This is a genomic window from Pseudomonas sp. S35 (assembly GCF_009866765.1).
Taxonomy (GTDB): domain Bacteria; phylum Pseudomonadota; class Gammaproteobacteria; order Pseudomonadales; family Pseudomonadaceae; genus Aquipseudomonas.
This window is the reverse complement of record NZ_CP019431.1, coordinates 3,174,077-3,199,438: the sequence shown is the minus strand read 5'-3', so window position 1 is coordinate 3,199,438 and position 25,362 is coordinate 3,174,077. Positions and strand designations below refer to the sequence as shown.

The 25,362-nt window shown below is 58.7% G+C and carries 21 protein-coding genes and 2 pseudogenes; 13 read left to right on the top strand and 10 right to left on the bottom strand.

The genetic code is table 11. The features are described from left to right. Positions 1-35: 35 nt before the first annotated feature. On the bottom strand, positions 36-1,112 hold the full coding sequence (locus PspS35_RS14085; protein ID WP_159935385.1) for a sugar phosphate isomerase/epimerase: 1,077 nt from the start codon (positions 1,110-1,112) through the stop codon (positions 36-38). Further along, positions 1,109-2,275, bottom strand: a complete 1,167-nt coding sequence (locus PspS35_RS14080; protein WP_159935384.1) for a Gfo/Idh/MocA family oxidoreductase — start codon at positions 2,273-2,275, stop codon at positions 1,109-1,111. Before PspS35_RS14080 ends, PspS35_RS14085 begins: the two co-directional genes overlap by 4 nt. A gap of 186 nt (positions 2,276-2,461) precedes the next feature. Here PspS35_RS14080 and PspS35_RS14075 point away from each other — a divergent pair, with 186 nt between their 5' ends. The 9 genes from PspS35_RS14075 to PspS35_RS14040 all read left to right on the top strand — a co-directional run bounded on the left by PspS35_RS14075 (position 2,462) and on the right by PspS35_RS14040 (position 10,008). Next, the gene (locus tag PspS35_RS14075) at positions 2,462-3,460 is read left to right on the top strand and encodes a LacI family DNA-binding transcriptional regulator (protein WP_159935383.1); all 999 of its coding nucleotides are present in this window, start codon (positions 2,462-2,464) and stop codon (positions 3,458-3,460) included. 960 nt (positions 3,461-4,420) lie between these two features. Then, positions 4,421-5,431, top strand: a complete 1,011-nt coding sequence (locus PspS35_RS14070) for an NAD(P)-dependent alcohol dehydrogenase (RefSeq protein WP_159935382.1) — start codon at positions 4,421-4,423, stop codon at positions 5,429-5,431. A gap of 78 nt (positions 5,432-5,509) precedes the next feature. Continuing rightward, positions 5,510-5,836 (top strand): hypothetical protein, encoded by a 327-nt coding sequence (locus tag PspS35_RS30155; RefSeq protein WP_202982134.1) that lies wholly within the window; start codon positions 5,510-5,512, stop codon positions 5,834-5,836. 43 nt (positions 5,837-5,879) lie between these two features. Next, positions 5,880-6,146, top strand: a complete 267-nt coding sequence (locus PspS35_RS30150) for a hypothetical protein (RefSeq protein ID WP_202982133.1) — start codon at positions 5,880-5,882, stop codon at positions 6,144-6,146. Positions 6,147-6,337: 191 nt separating this feature from the next. Beyond that, positions 6,338-7,180, top strand: a complete 843-nt coding sequence (locus PspS35_RS14060; RefSeq protein WP_159938047.1) for an SDR family oxidoreductase — start codon at positions 6,338-6,340, stop codon at positions 7,178-7,180. A 30-nt stretch (positions 7,181-7,210) separates the two neighbouring features. Beyond that, positions 7,211-7,972, top strand: coding sequence for an SDR family NAD(P)-dependent oxidoreductase (locus tag PspS35_RS14055; RefSeq protein WP_159935381.1), 762 nt, complete (start codon positions 7,211-7,213; stop codon positions 7,970-7,972). A gap of 358 nt (positions 7,973-8,330) precedes the next feature. After that, positions 8,331-8,708: a DUF1330 domain-containing protein gene (locus tag PspS35_RS14050; RefSeq protein WP_159935380.1), complete on the top strand. Its 378-nt coding sequence runs from the start codon at positions 8,331-8,333 to the stop codon at positions 8,706-8,708. Positions 8,709-8,757: 49 nt separating this feature from the next. Further along, positions 8,758-8,922, top strand: coding sequence for a hypothetical protein (locus PspS35_RS14045; protein ID WP_202982132.1), 165 nt, complete (start codon positions 8,758-8,760; stop codon positions 8,920-8,922). Between the two features lie 15 nt (positions 8,923-8,937). After that, complete coding sequence (locus PspS35_RS14040) at positions 8,938-10,008, top strand: alpha/beta hydrolase (protein ID WP_159935379.1); 1,071 nt, start codon at positions 8,938-8,940, stop codon at positions 10,006-10,008. 179 nt (positions 10,009-10,187) lie between these two features. Here the strand turns inward: PspS35_RS14040 and PspS35_RS14035 are convergent, their stop codons facing one another. The 3 genes and pseudogenes from PspS35_RS14035 to PspS35_RS14025 form a co-directional block, all read right to left on the bottom strand. Continuing rightward, entirely contained in the window at positions 10,188-10,559 is a 372-nt protein-coding gene (locus PspS35_RS14035) for a c-type cytochrome (protein WP_159935378.1), read from the bottom strand. After that, positions 10,556-10,999: pseudogene (locus PspS35_RS14030) on the bottom strand (XdhC family protein); the annotation flags it as partial. The pseudogene PspS35_RS14030 and the gene PspS35_RS14035, both read right to left, overlap by 4 nt. A 25-nt stretch (positions 11,000-11,024) precedes the next feature. Continuing rightward, complete coding sequence (locus PspS35_RS14025) at positions 11,025-12,008, bottom strand: aldo/keto reductase (protein ID WP_159935377.1); 984 nt, start codon at positions 12,006-12,008, stop codon at positions 11,025-11,027. Positions 12,009-12,132: 124 nt separating this feature from the next. On the opposite strand from PspS35_RS14025, the gene PspS35_RS14020 reads away from it, so the two are divergent. Next, positions 12,133-13,014 (top strand): LysR family transcriptional regulator, encoded by an 882-nt coding sequence (locus PspS35_RS14020; protein ID WP_159935376.1) that lies wholly within the window; start codon positions 12,133-12,135, stop codon positions 13,012-13,014. A gap of 46 nt (positions 13,015-13,060) precedes the next feature. Here the strand turns inward: PspS35_RS14020 and PspS35_RS14015 are convergent, their stop codons facing one another. Continuing rightward, positions 13,061-13,693: an NADPH-dependent F420 reductase gene (locus tag PspS35_RS14015; RefSeq protein WP_159935375.1), complete on the bottom strand. Its 633-nt coding sequence runs from the start codon at positions 13,691-13,693 to the stop codon at positions 13,061-13,063. A gap of 458 nt (positions 13,694-14,151) precedes the next feature. On the opposite strand from PspS35_RS14015, the gene PspS35_RS14010 reads away from it, so the two are divergent. Further along, on the top strand, positions 14,152-15,504 hold the full coding sequence (locus PspS35_RS14010) for an MFS transporter (protein ID WP_202982131.1): 1,353 nt from the start codon (positions 14,152-14,154) through the stop codon (positions 15,502-15,504). On the opposite strand, the gene PspS35_RS14005 is transcribed toward PspS35_RS14010, so the two are convergent. Next, positions 15,483-16,112: a TetR/AcrR family transcriptional regulator gene (locus tag PspS35_RS14005; RefSeq protein ID WP_202982130.1), complete on the bottom strand. Its 630-nt coding sequence runs from the start codon at positions 16,110-16,112 to the stop codon at positions 15,483-15,485. The genes PspS35_RS14010 and PspS35_RS14005 overlap by 22 nt on opposite strands. Before the next feature lie 117 nt (positions 16,113-16,229). Between PspS35_RS14005 and PspS35_RS14000 the strand changes: the two genes are divergently transcribed. After that, positions 16,230-17,927 carry an isovaleryl-CoA dehydrogenase gene (locus PspS35_RS14000; RefSeq protein ID WP_159935374.1) on the top strand — a complete coding sequence of 566 codons (1,698 nt, stop codon included), beginning with the start codon at positions 16,230-16,232 and terminating at the stop codon, positions 17,925-17,927. Positions 17,928-18,368: 441 nt separating this feature from the next. Here the strand turns inward: PspS35_RS14000 and PspS35_RS13995 are convergent, their stop codons facing one another. The 3 genes and pseudogenes from PspS35_RS13995 to PspS35_RS13985 form a co-directional block, all read right to left on the bottom strand. Beyond that, positions 18,369-21,524, bottom strand: a complete 3,156-nt coding sequence (locus PspS35_RS13995; protein WP_159935373.1) for an efflux RND transporter permease subunit — start codon at positions 21,522-21,524, stop codon at positions 18,369-18,371. Between the two features lie 3 nt (positions 21,525-21,527). Further along, positions 21,528-22,643, bottom strand: a pseudogene (locus PspS35_RS13990) (efflux RND transporter periplasmic adaptor subunit). A 693-nt stretch (positions 22,644-23,336) separates the two neighbouring features. Further along, positions 23,337-24,230 (bottom strand): LysR family transcriptional regulator, encoded by an 894-nt coding sequence (locus PspS35_RS13985; RefSeq protein ID WP_159935372.1) that lies wholly within the window; start codon positions 24,228-24,230, stop codon positions 23,337-23,339. Between the two features lie 118 nt (positions 24,231-24,348). On the opposite strand from PspS35_RS13985, the gene PspS35_RS13980 reads away from it, so the two are divergent. Continuing rightward, entirely contained in the window at positions 24,349-25,341 is a 993-nt protein-coding gene (locus tag PspS35_RS13980) for an aldo/keto reductase (protein WP_159935371.1), read from the top strand. The last annotated feature ends 21 nt before the right edge of the window (positions 25,342-25,362 follow it).

Genomic DNA, 25,362 nt, shown 5'->3' with positions numbered 1-25,362 from the left:
ACCGTCTTATTGTTATTCAAAGAAACTGGTGAAACTCAGGCGTCAGGCAAGCCCAGCAAACGCCGGTTGGAAGCCGTATCACTGGCCACGCTGACAAAATCGTCAAAGGCCTTTTCGCTTCGGGTAATCATGTGGTCGCGGATGAACCCCGCGCCTTCGGCGGCACCTTGGGCGGAGTCTTTCAGGCAGCACTCCCACTCCAGAACGGCCCAGCCTGTGAAACCGTATTGGGTAAGCTTGCTGAAGATTGACTTGAAGTCGACCTGGCCATCGCCCAATGAACGGAACCGTCCAGGACGATCGACCCAGCCCTGATACCCGCCATAGACACCGGAGCGCGCGTCAGGCCGGAACTCAGCGTCCTTGACGTGGAACATGCGGATACGTGGGTAGTAACGGTCGATAAAGCCCAGGTAGTCCATCTGCTGCAACAGCAGGTGACTGGGGTCATAGAGGATGGACGCACGGGGGTGATGATCGACCGCCTCGAGAAAACGCTCGAACGAAGCGCCGTCGTGCAGGTCCTCACCGGGGTGAATTTCGTAGCACAGGTCGACACCGGCCTCGTCAAAGCAGTCGAGGATCGGCAGCCAGCGCTTGGCCAGTTCGGCAAAAGCTTGCTCTACCAAACCGGCGGGGCGTTGTGGCCAGGGGTACATATAAGGCCACAGCAAGGCCCCGGAAAAAGTTGCGTGGGCTGTCAGGCCCAGACGCTGGCTGGCCCGAGCCGCCAGCTTCAATTGCTCAATGGCCCACTGGGTGCGCGCCTGAGGTTGGCCGCGCAGATGGTCCGGGGCAAAGTCATCGAACAGCGCATTGAACGCCGGGTGCACCGCCACCAACTGCCCTTGCAGATGGGTGGACAGCTCGCTGATTTCGACTCCGGCGCTGGCGCAAACGGCTTTCAATTCATCGCAATAACTCTGACTTTCAGCAGCGCGCTCAAGGTCGATATAGCGCGTACCGGAGGTCGGCAGCTGGATGGCTTTGTAGCCCTGAGACGCTGCCCATTGAGCGATATTGGCCAGGGTGTCGAACGGCGCTTCATCAGAGATGAACTGTGCCAGGAATATCCCGGGGCCACGCAGGCCTTCAGTTGTCTGTTGGGTCATAGGCTGCACTCCAAAGGTGTCCACTTGTCGTTACTGTTGTGACTGGCAATGGCGGCCTCGATAAACGCCATGCCACGCAAGCCCACCTCGATCCCCGGCACACCCTGCGCGGTATGGCCTTCAACCTTGCCGCGAATGGCCAGGGCAAAATCGCCATACAGATTGGCCATTGCTTCCAGGTAGCCTTCGGGATGGCCGGCGGGCAAGCGCATGCGCTGGGTCGCCGCCTCGCACAGCCACGGCTGCCCGATGCCGGAGCGCAGTACACGCATCGGTTGATCCAACGAACGGTGAATCAGGCTGGCGGGTTGTTCCTGGCGCCATTCAAGGCCGCCTTTGTCGCCATAGACACGAATACTCAACGGGTTTTCTTCGCCGGCGCAGACCTGACTGGCGATCAGCACGCCACTGGCGCCCTGCTCCATCTGCAACAGCATCGCGGCGTCGTCATCCAGCTGACGACCTTCGATGTGCACGCCCAAGGTGGCGCACAGGTGGGTGACGGCTTGATCGGCCACAAACTCCGCCAGGGAAAAGGCATGGGTGCCGATATCGCCGATACAACCGCCCAACCCGGACAATTCCGGCTGCCCCCGCCACTCGGCCTGCTTGTTGCCCTGCCCGGCCACATCCTGGCTGAGCCAGCCTTGGGGATACTCCACCAGCACCTTGCGCACTGCGCCGATCACGCCGCTGCTCACCATCTCCCGCGCTTGCCAGACCATGGGGTAACCGAGGTAGGTGTGGGCCAAGCCATAGAGCCCGACGCTGCTGTGCAAGCGAGTTTTCAACGCCTGCAGCTCAGCCAGGTTCAATGCCGCGGGCTTCTCGCTGAACACATGAAAACCGGCGGCCAGCGCCTCACTCGCCACCGGTGCGTGAAGATGATTGGGGGTGACGATCACCAACAGCTCCATGCGCTGCTCAGCGGGCAGTGCTTGCTCGGCCTCCAGCATCAACTGCCATGTGCTGTAGCAACGCGATTGCGCAAGGCCGAGCTGGCTGCCAGTGAGCTGATTGTTCTGCGCGTCGCGACTGAACGCTCCGCACACCAACTCAAAACGCCCATCGAGCCCCGCCGCCTGACGGTGAGCCTGGGCGATAAAAGAACCTTCTCCCCCACCGACAAAGCCCATTCTTATTTTGGGTATCACTGTGTTCATCACTGGCCTTCTCTGTCTTGTCCGGTTGAGCAACGGCGTGAAGCCGAAATGTAACCGGTTACATTTAAGCCAAAAGCTATGCTCTCTTGCGCAGGCTGTCAAATACTCGAGGGATCTTTTAAGGATTTCGGCGCAGACGCACCTGCTGTAAGCTCGCCCGATGCAACGTTTGAAGATGAGGTGTTTTTGTCCAGTATTCGTGAGGTCGCCCGGCTCGCCGGCGTCTCGGTGGCGACCGTATCGCGCACCTTGAAATCCCCCGATTGCGTGCGCGAGGCTACTCGGGACAAGGTCAACGCGGCCGTTGAACAAACCGGTTATCGCCCCAATCTCATGGCCGTGCAATTCCGCTCACGGCGCACCGGAAACCTGGTGATTCTGGTGCCGAAAATTGCCAACACCTTTTTTGCTCGGGTGATCAGCGGTGCCCAGCTGGCTGCCCAGGCTGCCGGTTACCGGCTGTTGCTGTGCGACACCCAAGGGCGCGAGGACATCGAGCGTGAGTTTGCCGAACTGGTCTATGCCCACCAGGCCGATGGCGTGATCCAGTTGCGCGCCTTCGACCCCTTCCCCGCCGACAGCCTTGAGACCCCGCCCATGGTCAACGCCTGCGAAGTGATCAAGGGTGGGCGCCACCCCACCATCAGCCTCGACAACCATGCCGCCGCCCAGGCAATGACTGAACACCTGATCAGCCTAGGCCATCGGCGGATCGGCCTGATCAAGGGCCCTCAAAGCAGCTCCCTGACCCAGGATCGGGTTGCGGGTTACCAGACCGCCCTGGATCAAGCCGGCATCCCCAGCGACCCCACGATTATTTGCCACGGTGACTTCAGTTTGCGCGCCGGCTACGACGGCGCCGCCACCCTGCTGAGGATGCCGGACCGCCCGACCGCGCTGTTTTGTGAGAACGATGAGATGGCCATTGGTGCGCTCAAGCGCATCAAGGAAGCGGGCCTGCGCGTGCCCGAGGATATTTCGTTGGTGGGCTTCGATGACATTCCGCTGGCGCAGTACTGCGACCCGCCGTTGACCACCATCGCCCAGCCCGCCGAGGGCTTTGGACGCAGGGCCGTGGAGATGCTGATCGACTTGATCGAAAAGAAAACCACGCCCCCGCAGCCGGTGATACTACCGTTTGAGCTGACGATACGTAATAGTTCGGCGACCCCGTCAACTCAATAGACAGATGGGGTTTCTTGAAGTCCTGGGAAAGCGACATCAAGAGCGTACCGATCTGAGAGATACTCGAAAACACGAATCGAAAAATTTCGACTCAATAACGCCGCCGTCTTCACTTAAGTTTTCAGCAAAATATTTGCAACTGACAAAGCCATCGCGCCAATCATTTCATTTAGGTCGACAAGATCAGCATCTGTTCAGGTGCAAGTCAGCGATCTAAAGTCGAATCATGCATCGAGAGCTGAAGGGGCGTCGATAACCTATCAAGTATGCGCTTCAACGAGCAGGGCGGACGACCAATCAATTGTTCTGCATCGTTGCTGACGATCGCAAATCGTCTCTCCATCAGCGCTTGCTCTAAAGCGACCATATCCTCGCTGGGCTATATGGGACAGCCGTTCGTGGACAGTTCCGTCAAACCACCGCTCCTGCACAACACGCAGGCAACACTTTCTATTCACATGCAGAACCTACGATCCAAAGCTACGGGTCCGCGCATAGATGACCGCTGCCCACGTTTCGGAACTGATGCCTTGGCAGTTCCCGATAACTGGAGTCCCATAGAGTGAAATGCCTTGGGCAACACCGTGTAGCGATGCCCCTCTTGAAGTACCCAACCTTAAGAACTTTAGGATCACGCGCCGACTCAAATCAGAATGCCAGCACGGTCACCTACTAACCGTTTGACGAAATCCCCGCAAAAAATATGCACCGGTCATCCACCACGCCGTTCAGGCGTCAGAATAGGCAGCAAGTCCACCGGATTGGACAACCAGCGCTTGCGAAGTCCGCACATAATTTTTTTGGTGTAAATCAATACTGCTGAGCTGTACCCAGGATGAGCAACAACTCCTCGCTGTTGTGGACAGTATTCTGATGACGGTCCTGTCCCTACGACCAAACGCGCCCTGCGCGTCGCTGCAATCAATCGATTAGTACCACCGTTAAGGATCGGAGCGCTCCATGAAGGCCTATCGCCTGGACAACTTCACAAGCATCGACGACCTGCACCTGTACAACGAACCTGCTCCCAAACCACAGCGAGGTGAGGTGCTGGTTCGCGTTCATGCCGTGTCCCTCAACTTCCGAGACATCGCGATGCTTCGCAATCAGTATCCAGTGCCGCATCTCAAGGGGCTGATCCCCACCAGCGATGGCGCCGGCGAGGTACTGGCAGTCGGCGCGGGCGTCGACGACTTCAAAGTGGGCGATCGGGTCATGAGTACGTTCCATCCGCGTTGGTACGCCGGGCGCAGGCCAGCCAATCTCTTCCAGTACGGCTATGGCGCCGCCATCGATGGCTGGCTGGTTGAACAGAAAGTCGTCAGCCAGGAAGCGCTCGTGCGGATGCCGGACTCACTGTCATACGAAGAGGCCGCTACGCTGCCGTGCGCAGCCGTTACCGCCTGGACGGCCCTGAACGAAGGGGCTGCAGTCCGTGCTGGCGGCACCGTGCTCGTCCAGGGCAGCGGCGGGGTTTCCATCTTCGCGTTACAACTGGCCAAGGCCGTCGGCGCCACCGTGCTCGCCACTACCTCCAGCGCAAAGAAGGCCGAGCGACTGCTGGCGCTTGGTGCCGACAAGGTGGTGAACTATCTGGAGGAGCCGCAGTGGGGAGATCGCGTGCGCGCTTTGGCCCAGGGCCAAGGTGTGGAACGTATCGTGGAGGTCGGCGGGCCTGGAACGCTAGCACAGAGCCTGCGCGCCGTGCGACCGGGTGGCGAGGTCGCACTCATCGGTTTCGTGAGCCCGGAGGGCCGCCACATCAACTACCTCGATCTATTCATGAGTGGCGCGACCTTCCGGCACATCACGGTTGGCAGCCGCGAGTCGCTCATGGACGTTGCCCAGGCGATCGACGTCGCCGGCATCAAGCCCGTGATCGACCGCGTCTTCGACTTCGCCGACGCGAGAGCAGCATTCCATCTCGACAGCGGCGCGCACTTCGGGAAGGTGGTCATCCGCTGTGCATGAGACCGAGAGCGAAGATGGCCGCCGCAGCATGGTCGCGACGAAGCATAGGCTGAGCCCGTTGCTTGCAGGGTGGGCATGGTGAACGGGAAAAAGCGCGCGCTTCTTTGCGCCGCTGCGGCCGTCGCCGTCGGGATCGCGACCTTCACGCTCATGGTGGTGAAAGACCGGACTTATGTGGCCAGCGCCGTCTATACGCCGACAGCCGAGCCCAACCGGGCGGTCGCCGTCGTCTACTACTCCCGCTCGGGCCATTCCGAGGCCGTCGCTCGCGAGGCGGCGCGCTTGTTCAATGCTCCCATCGCCAAGATCGAGGCGGACTATCCGCGCAACATGACCGGACAGCGACGGGCGGTCTCCGACACGAGGGCGGAGAAGCTGCCCAACATCACGTGTCGAGCCGCTTGATCTCGGCCCGGTTCACCGTCTCTACCTGGTCTCCCCGACCTGGATGTTCCGACCCGCTACGCCGCTGTGGGCCTATGTAGCGCAAACCGATCTGACCGGCAAAGAGATCGTGCTGGTCACCACGGGCAACAGTCGATTCGAGCAATCGAAAACCGACGCGTTCGCCAGCGCGGTCGAAGCCCGTGGCGGCCACCTCGTCCACCACGTATTTCTGCGTCGCGGCCGAATCTATTGGCAAACGAGCCGCGAGGAGCTCCTGCAGGAAGTCAGGATGCGACTGAGCGAGCCCGCTTCAGTCTGCACACCGTAAAGGTGCTGATGGCCATTGCTGCTGTCCTGGCCGGCCGGACCACTGGCAGCCTCCATCTGATCCCTGCTCAGCGATCTGCTGATACAGAAAGAAAGATGATCCGTCATTTCAGGCAAAAAATGCGGCAAACCGTGCAGCCTGTTTTTCGGTCCGGCGCTCACAATTTGCAGACATTGAAGAGGATCATCATCATGTCTGACAAACAAGTTTGGCTCATCACTGGAGCAGGACGCGGACTTGGCGTGGACATCGCCAAAGCAGCATTGGCCGCCGGTCACGCCGTCGTTGCCACGGGCCGCGACGCGGCAACGGTGGCGGCTGTGCTCGGCGCAAATGACGATCTGCTGGCGGTCAAACTCGACGTGACCCGCCCCGATGAAGCGCAGGCGGCTGTTGAGGCTGCCATCGCCCGGTTTGGTCGAATCGACGTGCTGATCAACAACGCCGGCAACTTCTATGCCGGCTTCTTCGAGGAGCTGAGCGTCGAGCAGGTCCGCAGCCAGATCGAGACGTTGCTGTTTGGCCCGATGAACGTCGCCCGTGCCGTGCTACCCGAGATGCGTAAGCAGCGCTCGGGCCTGCTGCTCACCATCTCCTCGACCGCGGGCATCGCGGGGGGCATGTTCTGCACCGCATATGCCGCTGCCAAGTTCGGCCTCGAAGGCTGGATCGAGTCGCTGGCACCGGAGATCGAGCCTTTCGGCATCCGCACTATGCTGGTCGAGCCCGGCTTCTTCCGCACCGAGTTGCTCTCAGCCGAGTCAACCACCTACGCGCAACCGACCATCGAAGACTACGCCGAGCGCTCGCGTCAGACCGTCGAAGCTTGGAGCGGTATGAACGGCAAACAAGGCGGCGACCCCGCCAAGCTGGCCGACGCCATCGTGCGGCTCGCCGGCCTCGATGCGCCACCGGCACGTTTCGCCGCCGGTACCGATGCCGTGCAGGCTTTCGAGACGAAGGCCAACACGTTGCTCGCACAGGCCGATGCCCATCGCGCACTGTCGTCCTCGCTGGCCCACGACGACGCCTGACCCTACCGACCCATAGCAAAGGACGCCACCATGTCTCTATCTCTCAGCGGCACCGTCGCACTCGTCACCGGCTCCAGCAGCGGCATCGGTCACGCCAGCGCGCGGGCACTCGCGGCAAGGGGCGCTTCCGTCGCCCTAATCGCCCGTCGCCAGGACCGCCTGGACGCGCTCGTGGCACAGATCCAGGAATCAGGCGGCACCGCCTTTGCAGTACCCGCTGACATCACCGAACGCGCCCAAGCCGAAGCCGCCGTGCGCGCAACGGTTGAGCGCTTCGGACGACTGGACATTCTGGTCAACAACGCTGGCCTGATGCTGCTCGGTCCTATCGTTGGTGGTGACCCCGACGAGTGGAACCGGATGATCGCCATCAACCAGCAAGGTCTGCTCTACATGACACATGCGGCCCTGCCCCATCTGCTCGCCGCTGCACAGGACGACCCGCGCCGGGTTGCCGACATCGTCAACATCTCGTCGATCGCCGGCCGCGTGGCCTGGGCCAATTACGGCGCCTACAACATGACGAAGTTTGGCGTTAACGGATTCACCGAATCGCTGCGCCAGGAGATCACCAAGAAGCATGTGCGCGTCGGTGTGCTGGAGCCCGGAGGTGTTGAAACCGAACTGGGCTCGCACAACACCGGCGTGATGCGCGAGGGCATCGACACCTTTTACGAGACGACCGAAGTGCTGCAGGCCGAAGACATCGCAGATGGCGTGGCCTACATGGTGACCCGTCCGCGCCACGCCTCAATTAGCGAGCTGTGGATCATGCCCACCGACCAGGCCTAGTCATCTCGACGGAGCCGACAATGCGCACGCGCCCCATTCAAGCCCCTAAGGCCGATGTCTCCGCGGCAGGACGCGAGCGCCGCCGTGCTGTCGGGTCGGACCGAAGAGGTATTCGACGATCGCAGCCAGAAGAGTCATGAGGGCCGGCCGCTTGGTGACCTGTTCTGGGTAACGTCTTCGGCCAACAAGCTCTGTGGCATCGAGATGCTGCAGACCTTCGGCGCCTTCGACATCAAGCGCTCCGCAGATTCAACGCGACACCAACCACCTCAAGCAACTTCAGGAAAGTCTTTGAGCGTGGCATTCATGGTCTGTCGTTACAGACCTCTCTTTTACGCATGCACAAGGAACCGAAAAAATGAAAAAGCAAATGATGGGTGTACTCGCCGCGATTGCGTTGACGCTCTCTTCTGGCGTGTACGCCCAGGACGCGAAGGCGCCTGGCTACATGATCGCCAACTACACCATCACAGACCAGGCCGGCTTTCAGCGCTACATGGATGCCGCCGGAACTCTTGCCGCCCAGTACGGCGGCAAGATAATCGTCTTCAACTTGAATGCGACCGCCGTAGAGGGCAAGCCGGAGTCCGTCATGGCCATCGCCGAGTTCCCCAGTCTGGCCGATGCGCAGCGCTTCTATAGCTCCCCGGAATACACGGCAGCCAGGAAATTCCGTATGGCGTCCACCAAGGGATCGGTGGTGATCACCGAGGGTTTTGTGTCGCCAAAGCAATGATAAGCCGGCCGATGGCGGCGACTCGCTCTGCTGCTAATGGGGACGCAATATGACCAACATTCTGCATATCGATGCAAGTGCACGGCCGGGCCTGGGCGGGATCGACCCGCACGCTTCATACAGCCGACGATTGACTGACACCTTCATCCGTTGGTGGCTGTCCCAGCAGCCCGACGTCCAGGTCCGCCCTCCTCCGCGCACACGCTTCAACTGACTCAAGGAGTTTCGTATGAGCAATGACATTGACGGCCTCTCCCCGCGCGACGTCGCAAGTTCACACAGCCGCCGCCAGGTTCTCAAAGCAAGCGCATCGCTGGCTGCACTCCCCCTGATGGCGATGGTCGCATCCAGCGCAAAGGCCGCAGACAACGGGCAGACCGCCGCAGCCCTCACGCCAGTGGCAGCCGATGCGAAGGCCGAGGCCTTCATCAACGGCATGGCTGACCTCATGTCCCATTCGACGCGCACGCCCATCCTGCGCTGGCCACACGAGTACGGCCTTGAGTTCGAGGAGATCTTCTTTCCGGCCATCGATGGCGTGCCGATCGAGGGCTGGTTCATTCCTGCCAAATCCGACAAGCTGCTGATCTTTAACCACCCGATGCCCTGCAACCGCTACGGTTATCCGGGACATCTGGCTCCATGGCAGGACTTCGGCGGATTTGAAGTAAACTTCCTGCCGGAGTACAAGATCCTTCACGACGCCGGCTACAACATCCTCATTTACGACATGCGCAACCACGGGCGCAGTGGCACGGGCAGCGGCGGGATCAACGGCCATGGGGTGCTGGAGTACCGGGACGTGATCGGCTCCATGCGCTATGCCAAGTCGCGAGCCGACACCCGCAAGATGCGCACCGCGCTATACAGCCGATGCCTGGGAGCCAACGCCAGCATCGTAGGCATGCACAAACACCCGGATGAATTCGCGCATATCAAGGCGATGATCGCGCTGCAGCCGGTGTCGCCGGCCGTGTTCGTGGCAACGGCTGTCGAGAACCAGAAGATTGCCAATGGCGTTGCACTCTTCGACGTGGCGCTTCACCGGCGCACGGGCTACCACCTGGCTGACGTGTGGCCCATGGAGTACGCAAAGTCCGTGAAACTGCCAACCCTGGTTGCCCAGGTGCGGGCAGACTTCCTGACCAAGCCCTCTAACGTGCAGGAGATCTACGACACGATCTCCTCCAAGGACAAGACGCTGTTCTGGATCGAAGGGACGGACCAGCGCTTCGAGGGCTACAACTACTTCGGCAAGAATCCGAAGCTCGTGCTGGATTGGCTCGCGGCGCGAGTCTGATACCGTCGGCCCCGTCGTCGCGGATGGCAGGGCCTGTTTATCACGTGGACACTGGATCAGAAACTCTCTTAGCGTAATTCACGCAGTGGTACGACCTAACCCCCCTTTGCTGTCGCGCTGCATGAGGCTTCATCTCACCATCACGGCCTCGAAAGAGGTCGCGCATGTTGCCCCTGCGGTCATTTCGCACCGTCGAGCAGCCACTGCGCGATCACCGTCAGGTCCGCATCCGACACCTGCGCCTGAGGCGGCATCGGCATCACCCCCCACCTTCCAGAGCTGCCGCCCTTGATGCTTGCGGCAAGTTGCTCGGCGGTAACCTTGCCATCACTGTACTTTTCAGTGATCTCTTTCCATGAGGGGCCAACCACCCGTGTGGCGGACTGGTGACAGGCAATACAGGCGTTTTTCTGCACTAGGGCTTGGTTCGCTACGGCGTAGCCCGGCCACAGGGTGCCAGTTGCAAGGATCACAGCGAATGACGCGAACGCTGCACTCCGCGTGAAGGGCACCGTCTGCTGGGTGTTGTGTGGGTTCGCGGGGGTGTTCATTTTTTCTCTCTAAGACAGGGGGAGATGGGCATCGGGGGCGTAGGTGCAGTGGTCTCACTGACGGCGCCACTTCGTGGGCGTGAATTGCTCTGCGCTTTGTCCTTCGCCATTTGCACGGTTTCACCGCGCTCGACGCCATTTTTGGCAGCCACAATCTCGGCCATGATGGGCAGCGCGATTTCGGCCGGGGTTTTGCTGCCTATATAAAGGCCCGCCCGACCTCGCAGCTTGTTGAGCTTGGCGTCCGAGAATCCAAAGTGTTCCTTGAGCCGAGCTCGACGGCTCTACGTATTGCGGCGCGAATCAATCGTGCCGATGTAGAACGCACCCGAATCGAGTGCTTCGAGCAGGGCGAGATCATCCATCTTCGGGTCATGGGTCAAGGTGATCACCGCCGTGCACGTATCCAGCTGCGGGCGTCGAACCAAGTCACCCGGCATATCCCGGCTCGTGTTTCTGCTGCCTTCAGCGATTGACCAGGCGCTGGCGATCCTCAGAGTAGCGAGCCCCCTGGATCGTGAGCGTGGCCAAGGCCTGTTCGATCTGGTCCAGCTCCTCCGGTGCCAGCACGACATCCACGGCGCCGACGTTTTCTTGTAGACGATGCAGCTTGGTCGTGCCCGGGATCGGTACTATCCAGGGCTTCTGCGCCAGCAGCCAAGCCAGGGCGATCTGTGCCGGCGTGGCCTGCTTCTGTGCAGCAATGCGTCCGATCAGCTCCACCAGCACCTGGTTCGCCTTGCGCGCGTCGGGATTGAAACGCGGAACGGTGTTGCGGTAATCGTCGCTGGTGAAGACGGTCTGTTCGGTGATTGCGCCGGTGAGAAACCCCTTGCCGAGCGGGCTGAACGGCACGAAGCCGATTCCCAGCTCTTCGAGCGTAGGCAAGATCTCGGCCTCCGGCTCGCGCCACCACAACGAGTACTCGCTCTGCAAGGCGGCGACGGGCTGGACGGCATGTGCGCGCCGAATGGCATCTGCTCCGGCCTCGGACAGCCCGAAGTGCTTGACCTTGCCCTGCTGGATCAACTCCTTAACCGTACCGGCGACGTCCTCGATCGGGACGGCGGGATCGACGCGGTGCTGATAGAACAGGTCGATGCAATCGGTCTTCAAGCGCTTCAACGCAGCATCGGCGACGGCCTTGATGCTGTTGGGGTGGCTGTCCAGGCCCTTGGAGGAATCACCCGAACGGAAACCGAACTTGGTGGCGATCACCACCTGATCCCGGATCGGTGCCAGAGCTTCACCGACGACCTCCTCGTTGATGAAGGGGCCATAGGCTTCAGCGGTGTCGAAGAAGGTGACGCCAAGATCGACCGCGGAACGGATCAAGGCGATAGCGTCCTTGGTATCCAAGGCCGGCCCGTAGGCGAAGCTGAGCCCCATGCAACCCAGACCGATGGCCGACACATTCAAGCCGCTTGTTCCAAGTGCGCGTGTTTTCATGGGAATCCTCGTTTAAATCACAGTTGCAGAAGTGTTCAAATTTAAGCCGCATCCTTCTCGATGAATAGACAGCTAAATCGGGATAAACTCATAATCTGAGCTAATCAATACTGGTGGGCAATCCATGGCGAGATTCGATGAACTGGCGGCCTTCGCGACCGTTGTGCGCGAGCGCAGCTTCACACGCGCTGCGGCGCAGATGGGCGTGTCGCAGTCCGCGCTCAGCCAGACGATTCGGGCACTGGAAACCCGTCTGGAGCTGAAACTGCTGAACCGGACGACGCGCAGCCTCTCGCCAACGGAAGCCGGTGAGCGCCTGTATCAGACGGTCGCTCCGCGCTTCGCGGACATCGAGGCCGAACTGGCCGTGCTCGGCGACTTGCGCGGCAAGGCGGTCGGCACGGTGCGCATCAGCGCCACCGAAAGCGTCGTTCAGACGTTGGTCTGGCCCCGTCTGCAGCCCTGGCTGCCAAGCCATCCCGACATCAAGGTCGAGATCAGCAGCGACAACCGCTTCATCGACATCGTCGCAGAGCGCTTCGACATCGGGGTACGTCTCGGAAACGACGTCGCCAAGGACATGATCGCGGTGCGCATGGCGCCTGACCTGCGCATGGCGGTCGCCGCCAGTCCAGAGTACCTGGCGCGCCGGGGCGAGCCCCGCACGCCGCAGGATCTCACCGAACATGACTGCATCGCGCTGCGTCTTCCAACTCATGGCGGCCTGCTCGCCTGGGAGTTCAAACGCCGCGGAAAGACCATCAACGTGCACCCCGCCGGCCAGCTCATCGTCAACACCACCGACCTGGCCGTCAGGGCCGCGCTGGCAGGCCAGGGACTGGTCTGGGCTTCGGTCAATTTCATCAACAAGCACCTCGCCAGCGGCGAACTGGTCACGGTCCTGGACGGCTGGGCCATCGTCTATCCCGGCCACCACCTCTACTATGCCAGCCGTAGCGCCTCTCCAGCGTTGATGCTTGTCGTCAAAGCACTGAAGACACAGTGAGTGTTGACCATAAGTCCGTCCTAACACGTGCTCGTGCATCGAAGGCTCATGCGTCAGGAGGCAGGCCCAATAGCTTGCGCAACGCTGCCGCATCGGTGTTGGCTCGAAATCCGGGGCCGCCTCGCTGGAAGGTGCGCGCGGAAGCCAAGTCGCCGGTGATCACCGGTTCGCTGCCGACGTCGCGCACCAGTTGCGCAGCGACTTGAAGGGCCTGGGCGTCGTTGCTGGCAAGGGGCACACCCAGCTTTTCCACGTCGCCACGCGAGGATGCATTGATCGATGACGCATCGGTTGCGCTGAAGGCACGTACCAGCCGTGTCCCGGGCAGGTACTTGGCGGACGTCTCGCCAACACCGTTGGCGTAGGCTTCGCGGGACAGCGGATTGCCCTCGTCCGGTGGCGGATTGGTCGCATCCAGGACGATTTTCCCGCGCAAGGTCGGCGCCAGATCGCGACCAAGCTGGGGCAGTGCGTTGTAGGGCGTGGCGAAGAATATGACCGTGCCGAACTCAGCTGCTTGCTGCGAGGTGCCCACTGAAGCCCTTGGCCCCAGCTCTTTTACCATCGCTTCCAGCTCTGACGGGTTACGCGTGGAGAACATAACCTCATGCCCCGCCTGGACCCAGAGGCGGCCGATCGTCCCGCCGTGGGAGCCAGCCCCGACGATGCCTATGCGCATTTTTTCCGCTGCGTTTCCAATTCCTGGCATCAGAGCCAGGGCCGATAGTGCCCCAAGGGCGAGCAGGACGGAACGACGAGTTGTCGACATGACGGCAATCCTTTCGTAGTGGTCAATCGCATCAGATTTAACACCTCCTACGCTTGGAAAATAACAGCCGAATCCCGCATGGCTTCATTAGTCAATCTAATGAATTATGGACCGCCAGTGCCTGTACATTCTTAATGATACACAAGGGATTTCGACGATCTGAAAGTTGAATTCTGGTACTTCGCAATTCCTTGAAACCCATCTGCGCTGCAGGCGCCCATTGGACTGGCTCATTCGGTTCGACAAGCGCTTTTCGCAGCGCCGCGCGAATCCACGGCTTCGGTGAATGCCTTCCGGCATGACTCCCAGCGAGTGAGAGTTGCTGGAGGCACTGAACGTGCGGCGCATACCCGAGGCCTCAGACCAGCATGACTCAGTTCGATCCCCGACCGTTTTCTTTGCGCGTTCTGCAGCGTGTGGGTGATGTCCGCGCGCCGGAAGTGCGCGCCCTCGCATGGGCGTGTCTGTACGTCTTCGTTCTGTTCCTTGCCTACTATGTGCTGAGACCCATCCGCGATGAGCTGGGGGTGGCCGGTGGTGTGCGCAACCTGCCTTGGTTGTTCACCGGAACACTCGTGGCGATGCTTGCCATCAATCCGCTCTTTGCGTTCGTCGTGCGCAGTTGGCCGCGCGAGCGATTCATCGCCATCACGTACCGATTCTTCATGGCGAACCTGCTGGTTTTCCTGCTACTTCTGAAGCTTGCGGAACCAGCACATCAGGTCTGGGTCGGTCGAGCGTTCTTCATCTGGGTGTCCGTATTCAACCTCTTCGTCGTCTCCGTGTTCTGGTCGTTGATGGTGGATGTCTTCAATGCCGAACAGGGAAAGCGTCTGTTCGGGTTTCTGGCCGCCGGTGCGACCGTGGGCGGGATCGCCGGTTCCAGCCTGACCTCTGGCCTCGTGGCAACGTTGGGTCAGACGTGGCTGATGATCGCCTGCGTTGTGCTGTTGGAAGTGGCGGTTTTCGCAGCGCGTCGTCTGGTGCGCATGAGTCAGGACTTTGAGCGTAGCGAAGACGATAAGGCGATCCAGTGCGCAATGGGCGGCGGCGTGTTTGCCGGAATGAGCCATACGCTGCGCTCCCCGTACTTGCTGGGCATTGCGGCGTTCATCCTGCTGTATTCGGTCACGTCCACGGTGCTGTACTTCCAGCAAGCGGCCATCGCCGAGGCAAGCTTCTCCGATCGCGCTGCCCGAACCGCCTTCTTTGCGGACATCGACTTTTGGGTGAACGTACTGACTCTCGTCTTCCAGTTGTTCCTAACCGGTCGGTTGCTGAAGAAATTGGGGGTCACGGTCATCCTCTGCGCCCTTCCGCTGTGCAGCGTGATCGGTTTCACGTCGTTGTCCCTGTCATCGACCGTGGCAGTATTCGTCGCCGTGCAGGTCGCTAGGCGCGTCAGCAACTTTGCACTGGCCCGGCCTACACGCGAAGTACTCTTCACGTCGGTGACGAGGGAAGATCGGTACAAGGCCAAGAACTTCATCGACACCGTGGTTTACCGCGCAGGCGACCAGGTGGGCAGTTGGTCGTATGCCGCCATGCTGGGACTGGGACTGAGCATGAGCGGCATCGCGATCGTGGCCGTGCCCTTGTCGGTAGGCTGGCTGCTGCTGAGTGTATGGCTGGGGCTGCGACACAATAAGCAGATGGCCACGAGCACCGGAGACACGCCTCTTGTGACTCAAGGGGCTAGTTACGACCAGGCTGCAAGATAGCTTGTCACAGCAAGGCGCAGTTGCTGGCACACCTCCTCTTTGTCGAGATTCCCTTTATCTGACAATGCGGTGTGCGTCAGAGCTCCATAGATCAACATAGAAAGCATCAGCGCCGGCCGCTGGGCCTCTTGACCGGTTGGCCAATCCGAGGAAGCCTCCAGTAGCGACTTCCACTGAAAAGTGAACCGGGTATATTCAGCTCGGTACTGCGCCAACGGGCTGTGGAGGCGCTCAAGCAGGAAGTGTTGCCCCCAACGCGCATGGTCATCCAAAACCATGTCCATCAGAGCCTGCACCGCCCTCTCAGCACCCTGTGCCATCGGTGAGCCAGCAGCGTCTGCTCGACTTTTCTCCAGTGTCTTCAGTATTCGCTTTGACCGGAAGTGAACACAGGTTCGTGCCAGTTCCTCCTTGCTGGAGAAGTACTCATAAAAGCTCCCAAGCGCGACTCCGGCCACCATCACGATGTCACGAATCGTGATCTGATCGTATTCCCCTTCTACCAAAAGCTGAACAAAGGCATCTTGAATCGCTAGCGACGTCTGCCACGAGCGCGACTGCACAGGCTTTCGACGAGGCTTAGCAACTGTTGTCTTTCGCTCAGTCATGCTTTCTGGAATCCGGACATCACAGGTGACGCATCTCTCTAGAATTTTCTTTAGCGAGAACGCGAAGTTCGGCTCTCGCCATTAAGACCCATAGTAGCCATCACCAGGAGCAAAAGCATGTCCGCCATTGAAAACGCTCTACTCTTTCAGAACAGTACCGCAGAGCCCGATGCCTACGGCGCGGTGACTCACGTTATCGAGAATCAGCCGACGGATCTGGCGAACTACAACCTCTTCAATGCCGACATCGCGTTGAAAGAGATTGTTGCGCTTGCGGGTGCCCACTGGGCCATCGCAGACCTTGAGCGTTTTGGCGCACTGATCGGCACCGCCGAATACCTTGAACAAGGCCATCTTGCCAATAAGTTCCAGCCCGAGTTCGATACGCATGATAGACAGGGACGTCGCGTTGACCAAGTGCGCTTTCACCCTTCCTACCACGCATTGTTGAAGGTGGCGTTCGAGGAGGGCCTGCACTCTTCTCCCTGGACGCATCCAAAAACCGGAGCTCATGTAGCGCGGGCCGCGAAGTTCTACCTTCAATGTCAGGTCGAAGCCGGGCATGGCTGCCCTATCGCCATGACGTTTGCGGCTACGCGCGCAATTCAGATGCAACCTGATCTTGCTGCACAGTGGCTGCCCAAGATCACGGCCACGCATTACGACCCCCGTAACATTCCCTCGGAACAGAAGCAGGCTCTCACCATTGGTATGGCCATGACCGAAAAGCAGGGTGGATCGGATGTGCGCGCAAACGCCACCCGCGCCATTCCTGTCGGTATCGAGGGGCCTGGTCAGGCCTATGAACTGGTTGGCCACAAGTTTTTCGTTTCCGCCCCAATGTCTGACGCATTTCTGGTGCTTGCACAAGCGCCTGGTGGTCTGTCCTGCTTCCTCATGCCTCGCTGGAGACCGGACGGAAGCAAGAACCCGATGCAGGTGCAGCGACTCAAGAAGAAGATGGGAAACACCTCAAACGCAGCAGGAGAAACGGAGTTACGCGGAGCACTTGCCTGGATGGTTGGGCCGGAAGGTAAAGGCGTCTCGACCATCATCGAGATGGTCGCGATGACCCGTTTCGACTGCATGATCCTCTCATCGGGCGGCATGCGGATGGCCCTTGCCCAGGCTCTCTACCATTGCCGAAATCGCTCTGCTTTCGGCAAGCGCCTCAGCGATCAACCGCTGATGCAGAACGTCCTGGCTGACCTTGCATTGGAAAGCGAGGCTGCGCTGTCAATGACACTGCGAATCGCACGCGCGTTGGATCAACGCGGAAATGCACATGAAGAGCACATGGCGCGCTTGGGCACCGCGTTGGGGAAGTACTGGATCTGCAAGCGCACGGCGCAACATGCTGTTGAGGCCATGGAGTGCACCGGAGGAAGCGGCTTCATGGAAGACGGCCCGATGCCGCGCCTCTATCGCGAGGCACCCCTGAATGCCATCTGGGAAGGGTGTGGCAACGTGCAGTGCCTCGATGTGATCCGTATATTCAAAAAGGAGCCAGAGGCAGTGGCCGCATTTTTCGACGAAGTCAGGGTCCAGCACGTGCTGCTCGATCGGTATGTTGATGAGCTTCAAAATGACCTGGTCGACTTGAGCGATATTGAGTACAGGGCCCGAGACATCGTAGATCGCATGGCGATCGCATTTCAGGCGGCCCAACTGCTCAAGACATCGCCAAGTTTCGTAGCTGAGGCATTCTGCAGATCTCGCCTAGAAAGCCGCGGCCATCACCAATACGGGGCACTGCCTCGCGGGGTCGATGTAGTTGCAATCATGGAACGAGCGCTTCCATCCCAACTCAACTGATCCGATACCATGTCATGGATTTTCCTTGCTTCGACAAGAGGCAATTAAAACGACAGCAGCACGCGAACGATATCGGTCGAACGTTCACTGAGTTGGCTCTGCTGTGCGATGTTCCGCGCAGCAGCATGCCCCTACCGATTTGTCAGTAACTGGCGCAAAACGCATGAGTGTATAGCCAAGCTTCGTGTCGCTGGAGAGGAGCCGGCGCATACCGAAGGACTGCAACGCCTGCTCAACATCAGCCCGCAGTTGATCCGTAGGCGCTGCAAGGATTGGCGGAGCCCCGTCCAAGCTGACATCACTGGATATTCAACCACCGCCTGAGCACCCTCATCGGCTACCAAATAAGCGGAGCTTTGTGGGTATTGCGCCGTCACCGGCGCATTCTGGCCCTTGTGTTCAGTACGGCTGCACTGAGCGGAAGGGCCATCAGGAGCCTGCTCATTGCCCTGCCTCAGCCCGAGCAGCGATGTCGTCCTGCTTCGTGCGGTTGCCTTTAAACAGCGACGACACCGCAACAAAGAACAGCGGCACCCAGAAAATCGCCAGTACCGTGGCGGTGATCATGCCGCCGATCACGCCGGTACCGATGGCGTGTTGACTGCCGGAGCCGGCACCGCTGGAGATGGTCAGTGGCAGCACACCCAGGATGAAGGCCATTGAGGTCATGATGATCGGGCGTAAACGCATGCGACTCGCCTCGACGGTGGCTTCAAGCAACGGCCTGCCTTTTTCATGCAACTCTTTGGCAAATTCAACGATTAAAATTGCGTTTTTTGCCGCCAACCCTACGGTCACCAACAGCCCGACTTGAAAGAACACGTCGTTGGACAGACCGCGCATGGCGGTGGCCATCAGGGCGCCGATCACGCCCAGGGGCACCACCAAAATTACCGCGATCGGAATCGTCCAGCTTTCATAGAGGGCGGCGAGACACAGAAACACCACGAGTATCGACAACGCGTACAAGGCCGGCGCCTGGGAACCGGAAAGACGTTCTTCATAAGACAAGCCAGTGAACGAGATGCTCACGCCCGGCGGCAGCTGCCCGGCGATTCGCTCGACTTCGGCCATGGCCTCCCCCGAGCTGTAACCCAGCGCGGGCGTGCCGAGGATTTGCTCGGCGGACACACCGTTGTAGCGCGACAGTTTCGGTGAACCGAACACCCACTCGGCGCTGGCAAACGCCGAGAACGGGACCATCCGGCCTTGGCTATTACGCACGTACCATTTCGACAGATCCTCGGCCGAGTTACGCGAGTCCGGGTCACCCTGTACGTAAACACGCTTCACACGGCCACGGTCGATGAAGTCGTTGACATAGCTGCTCCCGTAGGCGACCGACAGCGTAGTGTTGATGTCTGTGAGGGAAATCCCCATCGCACGGGCGCGCTCATCGTCGATGGTCAGATGGTACTGCGGCTCATCCGTCAGACCGTTGGGACGAACAGCCGCGAGGATCGGACTTTGAGCGGCCATCTCAAGGAACTTGCCACGGGCTTCCATGAGTTTTTCATGGCCGACGTTGTTCTGGTCTTGCAGGTAGAAGTCAAAACCCGTGGCGTTGCCCAGCTCCCGCACAGAAGGCGGCACAATCGCGAACACCATGGCGTCGCGATATTTCAAGAATTCCTGCTGCGCACGCCGTGCAACTTTGAACACGGAGTTGTCACTGTCGCGCTCATCCCAGGGTTTGAGCAGCACGAAGGCAATTCCGGAGTTCTGCCCCCGGCCAGCAAAGTTGAAGCCGTTTACGGTGAAGACCGAGCTGACGGCTTTGCCCTCACCTTGCTCCGTGTCCAGCAAAAACTGGGTCATTCGGTCGAGCGCTTTTTGGGTGGTTTCGGCAGAGCTATTAGCCGGTGTCTGCACCTGCGTGAAAATCACCCCCTGATCTTCGGCGGGCAAGAACGAGGCGGGAATGCGCGCGAACAACCAGACCATGCCGGCAATAATCACCAGGTAAACCACAAAGCCTGGCACCTTGTTGCGGATGATCCGACCCACCCCACGCTCGTAGCCATTCACAAAGACATCGAAGCCTCGGTTGAACCATCCGAAAAAACCGCGTTTGGGTTGCCCGTGCTTCAGCGGGTCAGTGGGTTTGAGCATCGTCGCGCACAATGCGGGCGTAAATATTAGGGCCACGAACACCGAGAGGACCATGGCCGAGACAATCGTGATCGAGAATTGACGATAAATCACACCCGTGGAACCACCGAAGAACGCCATGGGCAGCAGCACCGCCGACAGCACCAGAGCAATACCGATCAGCGCACCCTGGATTTGCTCCATCGACTTGCGCGTCGCGGCCTTGGGTGACAGATGCTCCTCGGCGATGACCCGCTCGACGTTTTCGACCACCACGATGGCGTCATCAACCAGCAAACCAATCGCCAGGATCATACCGAACATGGTCAGCGTGTTGATCGAAAATCCCGCTGCGGCCAGTACACCGAAGGTTCCCAGCAGTACCACCGGCACGGTCATGGTGGTGATAATCGTGGCGCGCAGGTTCTGTAGAAACAGCAGCATCACCAGGAAAACCAGCACGACTGCCTCAACCAGCGTGTACACCACGCCCTTGATCGACTCGGTGACGACCGGGGTGGTGTCATAGGGGTAAATAGCCTCGACTCCAGCGGGAAAAAACGGCTTCAGCCGATCCACCGTCGCACGGATGGCTTTGGCGGTTTCCAATGCGTTGGCGCCGGTGGCCAGACGAATCGCGATTCCCGAGGCGGGCCTGCCGTTACTTTGTGCATCAATGCTGTAGTTCTCGCTACCCAAACCGATGTTGGCCACATCACTCAGTCGCACCTGGGAACCATCGCTGTTAACCTTCAACAAGATGTCGCCGAATTGCTCGGAGGTTTGAAGGCGCGTCTTGCCGATGATGGTCGCGGTGAACACCGTGCCCTTGCGTGCCGGCAGGCCACCGATGGAGCCTGAGGCTACCTGCACGTTCTGCGCTTCAATCGCTTCGGTCACATCGACCGGCGTCAGTTGAAACTGGTTGAGCTTGGCAGGATCGAGCCAGACCCGCATCGCGTATTGGGTACCCCATACCTGGAAATCGCCGACACCGGACGTTCTGGATATCGGGTCTTGGATGTTCGAGACGATGTAGTTGGATAAGTCTTCCTTGCCGAGTTTCCCATCAGTGGAAACCAGCCCGATGAACATCATGAAGTTTTGCTGAAATTTGGTGACCCGCAGGCCCTGCTGCTGCACCTCGCGCGGAAGCAGCGGCGAAGCCAGGTTGAGTTTGTTCTGCACCTGGACTTGCGCGACGTCCGAGTCGGTACCTTGGTTGAAGGTCACGATAATCCGCATGCTGCCGTCGGAGTTGCTCTCCGACGCGATGTAGCGAAGGTTATCGATGCCGTTCATTTGCTGTTCGATCACCTGCACAACGGTGTCCTGCACAGTTTGGGCGGAGGCACCGGGGTAGTTGACCTGAATCGCAACAGCGGGGGCCGCGATGGTGGGGTATTGGTTAATGGGCAGGTTAAGAATCGATAACGTCCCCACCAGCATGACGACCAGAGCCAGCACCCACGCAAAGATCGGTCGATCAATGAAAAACTTCGACATGTTTTACTCCGGTTTATCACTGGCAGTATTGGCTTCATGGGGCTCGACCACAGCGCCAGTTTTTACGAACTGCAGCCCTTCAATCACTAGCCTGTCGCCCGCCTTTAACCCGCTTTCCACCAGAACATCGGTGCCCGTCGTGCGGCCCAACGTCAGTTCGCGCTGCTCGACCTTGTTGTCGACAGTGACCACCATGGCTGTAGGTATGCCCCTCAAGTCGCGCACCACGCCGACCTGAGGTGCGAGGATGGCGTACTCTGCTGTACCTGCTGGGAGTCGTGCATGCACGAATACACCAGGCAGAAGCAGATGATCAGGATTAGGGAATACCGCGCGTAGCGTCACGGAGCCGGTGGCTTGATCAACTGAAACTTCCGAGAACGCAAGTGAACCTGGCAATGGGTACTCGCTGCCATCCTCAAGGGTGAGATTCACCGCTAGCGTGTCGTCGCTCACCTTCTTTAACTGGCCACTTTGAAGAGCTCGGCGCAACTTGAGCATGTCGCCATACGACTGGGTGACATCCACATAGATAGGGTCAAGTTGTTGAAGGATGGCTAACGCGCTTATCTGACCATTCGCAACCAATGCGCCTTCAGTCACCATGGAGCGCCCGATCCTACCGCTGATAGGGGCCAGCACCTTGGTGTAGCGCAAGTCGATCTGGGCGGTTTTTACCTGGGCTTGCGCCCTGACTAATTGTGCGCGTGCCGTGTCCTATTCCTGCCTGCTGACGGCCTGCTCGTCGACCAGTTGGTGATAACGATTGGCCAAAGACCGATACTGCTCGGTGTTAGCCTGGGCATTGTCTAAGGCGGCTTCGTACACGGCGGGGTCAATTTGGTAGAGCTGCTGGCCGGCCTTGATTTCAGCGCCTTCGGTGAATAGACGTTTAATAATGATTCCATCGACCTGCGGCCTGACTTCTGCAACTCGGTAGGCGGTTGTGCGGCCCGGCAAGACACTGGACAGATTTACGGACTCGGTGCGTAGCGTGACAACGGTGACTGGCTGGGGTGGAACTGACGGCGTTGCTGCTGATTTGTTATCACACCCGCTGAGCGATATTATTAAGGTAATCAGAGAGGCAAGGGCAGTACGGGCAGGTTTGACTCGCATTAGAGATGCCTCAGTTAAAAGTCGTAAGTTTTAGAGTTGGTTCAACGACAATATTGCATCGCGCATTTGACCAACTTCAAAAACAGTTTATTTAGACGCCACTGCAGGCGTCACCACCCCTTAAGGCGCGCCTATTTTCAATGCTGCCCCCCATAATTATTTGCCAAGTTCGAGATAAATATTGCCCAATACGACGAATTTCCAGATCGCTAGAGCTAAATATTCACAGCCGTCACATAAACATCAGTATGGGTAAAACCTTCCAATACGAAACATGAAGCTGAGAAAAAGTCACAGAAACTAAAACACGTTTATGCACACGCAGCTGTGTTATCCATCGAGAACTGCCAACTAAAAATCGAGTACACTGGAGAGTTTTCAAACGACCGCCCACATTAGAAAAAAGATGCTCGAAGGCATATTTTACCGTTTAGATGGGGCTGCCATATTGGCGAGTTTAATGACCTAACTATCTATCGCTGAGAACCACCTATTTATTATTGAAAAAAGCCTCCTCTTATTTATGAGGTTTATTTTCTCGCTCGCGACGCTTTTTATTTACAGCTTATCTTTATCTTGCACTAAGTACGGGATTCCAGGCGCCTTAGTGGTTGCCGTTATAAACATAGATTTATTCTGCGCCCCCTTAACCGAGCAAAGCATCGACCACTGAGCTCGGGCGGCGAGCACTTATCACCCACGATAACGGAGCGCCTCGACCACCAGTGCAAAGGCCGGAGACTTGCTCTTTCGCCCAGGATAATAGAGGTGGTATCCGGCGAATGGGGCTGACCAGTCCTCGAGTACCTTTACCAGACGACCATCGGCGATCAGAGGGTCAACATAGTCGTTGGTAACGTAAGCGATCCCGAAGCCGTCCAACGCAGCGGCGACTAGCATACTTCCGGAATTGAACGTAAAAGCTCCCTCGACCCGTACGCGAAGGGGATGCCCATCTTTTTCAAACTCCCAGGAATACAATCCACCCGATGAGGGAAGCCTGAGATTGATGCAGGTGTGACCCGCAAGATCGTGAGGCTTGAGGGGTTTAGGTCTGCGAGCGAAATAGGCAGGTGATGCTACGGCCACCATGCGCAACGGAGGGCCGATGCAGACGGCAATCATGTCTTTTTCTATGAGCTCCCCGATTCGAACCCCGCCATCGTAACGACCAGAAACGATATCTACAAAGCCTGACTCAGCCACTAATTCAATCTGAATGTCTGGGTAGTCGGGCAGCAGGCGCGCCAATACTGGCCATAAAACCGTCCTTGCAACATGCTCCGTGGCATTAATGCGCACGATACCTGCCGGCTTATCTCGCATCTGTGTGAGGTCTGCCAATGTGTCATCAATGCCTGAAAAAGCAGGCCTCAACGTTTCCAGCAATCGCTCTCCCGCCTCTGTTGCCAGTACGCTTCGAGTGGAGCGCGTCAGCAGTTGCAAACCTAGACGTGCTTCCAGCCGCTGGACCGTCTGACTCAGCGTAGATTGGGACGTGCCCAAAATCCCCGCCGCGCGAGTAAAGCTCCGCTCCTCGGCCACCACCATGAAGGCGTTCAATTCGCTGAAGTCTTGCCGACGCATTTATCTATTCCTGATATAAGCCCATTCGGATTATAGCGCCTACTCAATCACTCACCGACTACTTAAGATTAGAAGCGGATGTAGCGCGATTCGCTACCGCACTTGAACGGTGACAATTATGAAGACCAGAACACTGGGCAATAAGGGCTTGGTCGTTTCAGCACTGGGTTACGGCTGCATGGGTCTGAATACAACCTACGGCCAGCCGCTGGACCATGCGGATGGAGTGCGAATGATCCACGCAGCAGTAGAACAGGGAGTGACTTTGTTCGATACGGCTGAAGTTTACGGGCCCTACATCAATGAATCATTAGTGGGTGATGCCCTCTTCCCCTATCGGGATAACGTGCACATCGCAACCAAGTTCGGATTCGGTCTGAATCCGGACGGGTCGCGCTACGGTTTGGACAGCCGCCCTACGACGTTGCGTAAAGCAGTCGATGGCATGCTCGGTCGGTTGAAGGTCGATAAAATTGATCTGCTTTACCAGCACCGTGTCGATCCCAATGTCCCCATTGAAGAAGTTGCAGGCGCAGTCGGCGAGCTCATCGCACAAGGCAAAGTCATGCACTGGGGGTTGTCCGAGGCCAGCGCTTCAACCATTCGCCGCGCGCATGCTACTCAGCCGGTTGCAGCCGTTCAGAGTGAATACTCCCTGTGGACTCGGGATGTAGAACACAATGGCGTGCTAGCTGCGTGCGAGGAGCTGAATATTGGTTTCGTACCTTGGAGCCCTCTGGGCGCCGGCTTCCTGACCGGCACCATCACCGCCGACACCCAAATCGAAGCGACTGATTTCCGCAGTGCGGTACCTAGATTTTCACCCGAAGCACGTTTGGCTAACATGGCGCTCGTGGATGTGTTGAAGCAGATTGCCTTGGACAAAAATGCCACTCCCGCCCAGCTCGCATTGGCGTGGTTACTCGCTCAGAAGCCTTGGATTGTGCCTATTCCAGGCACCACCAAGCTGCACCGACTCGAAGAAAATCTTGGTGCAACGAATATCACGATCAATGAGCAGGATTTGCAAACGATCAACGAGGCACTTGCGCGCATTCCCGTGCAAGGGCAACGACTGCACCAGGCGGCGCTTGGCTTGGTCGATTCCTGAGGCAGAGGGCGCTATTGCTTC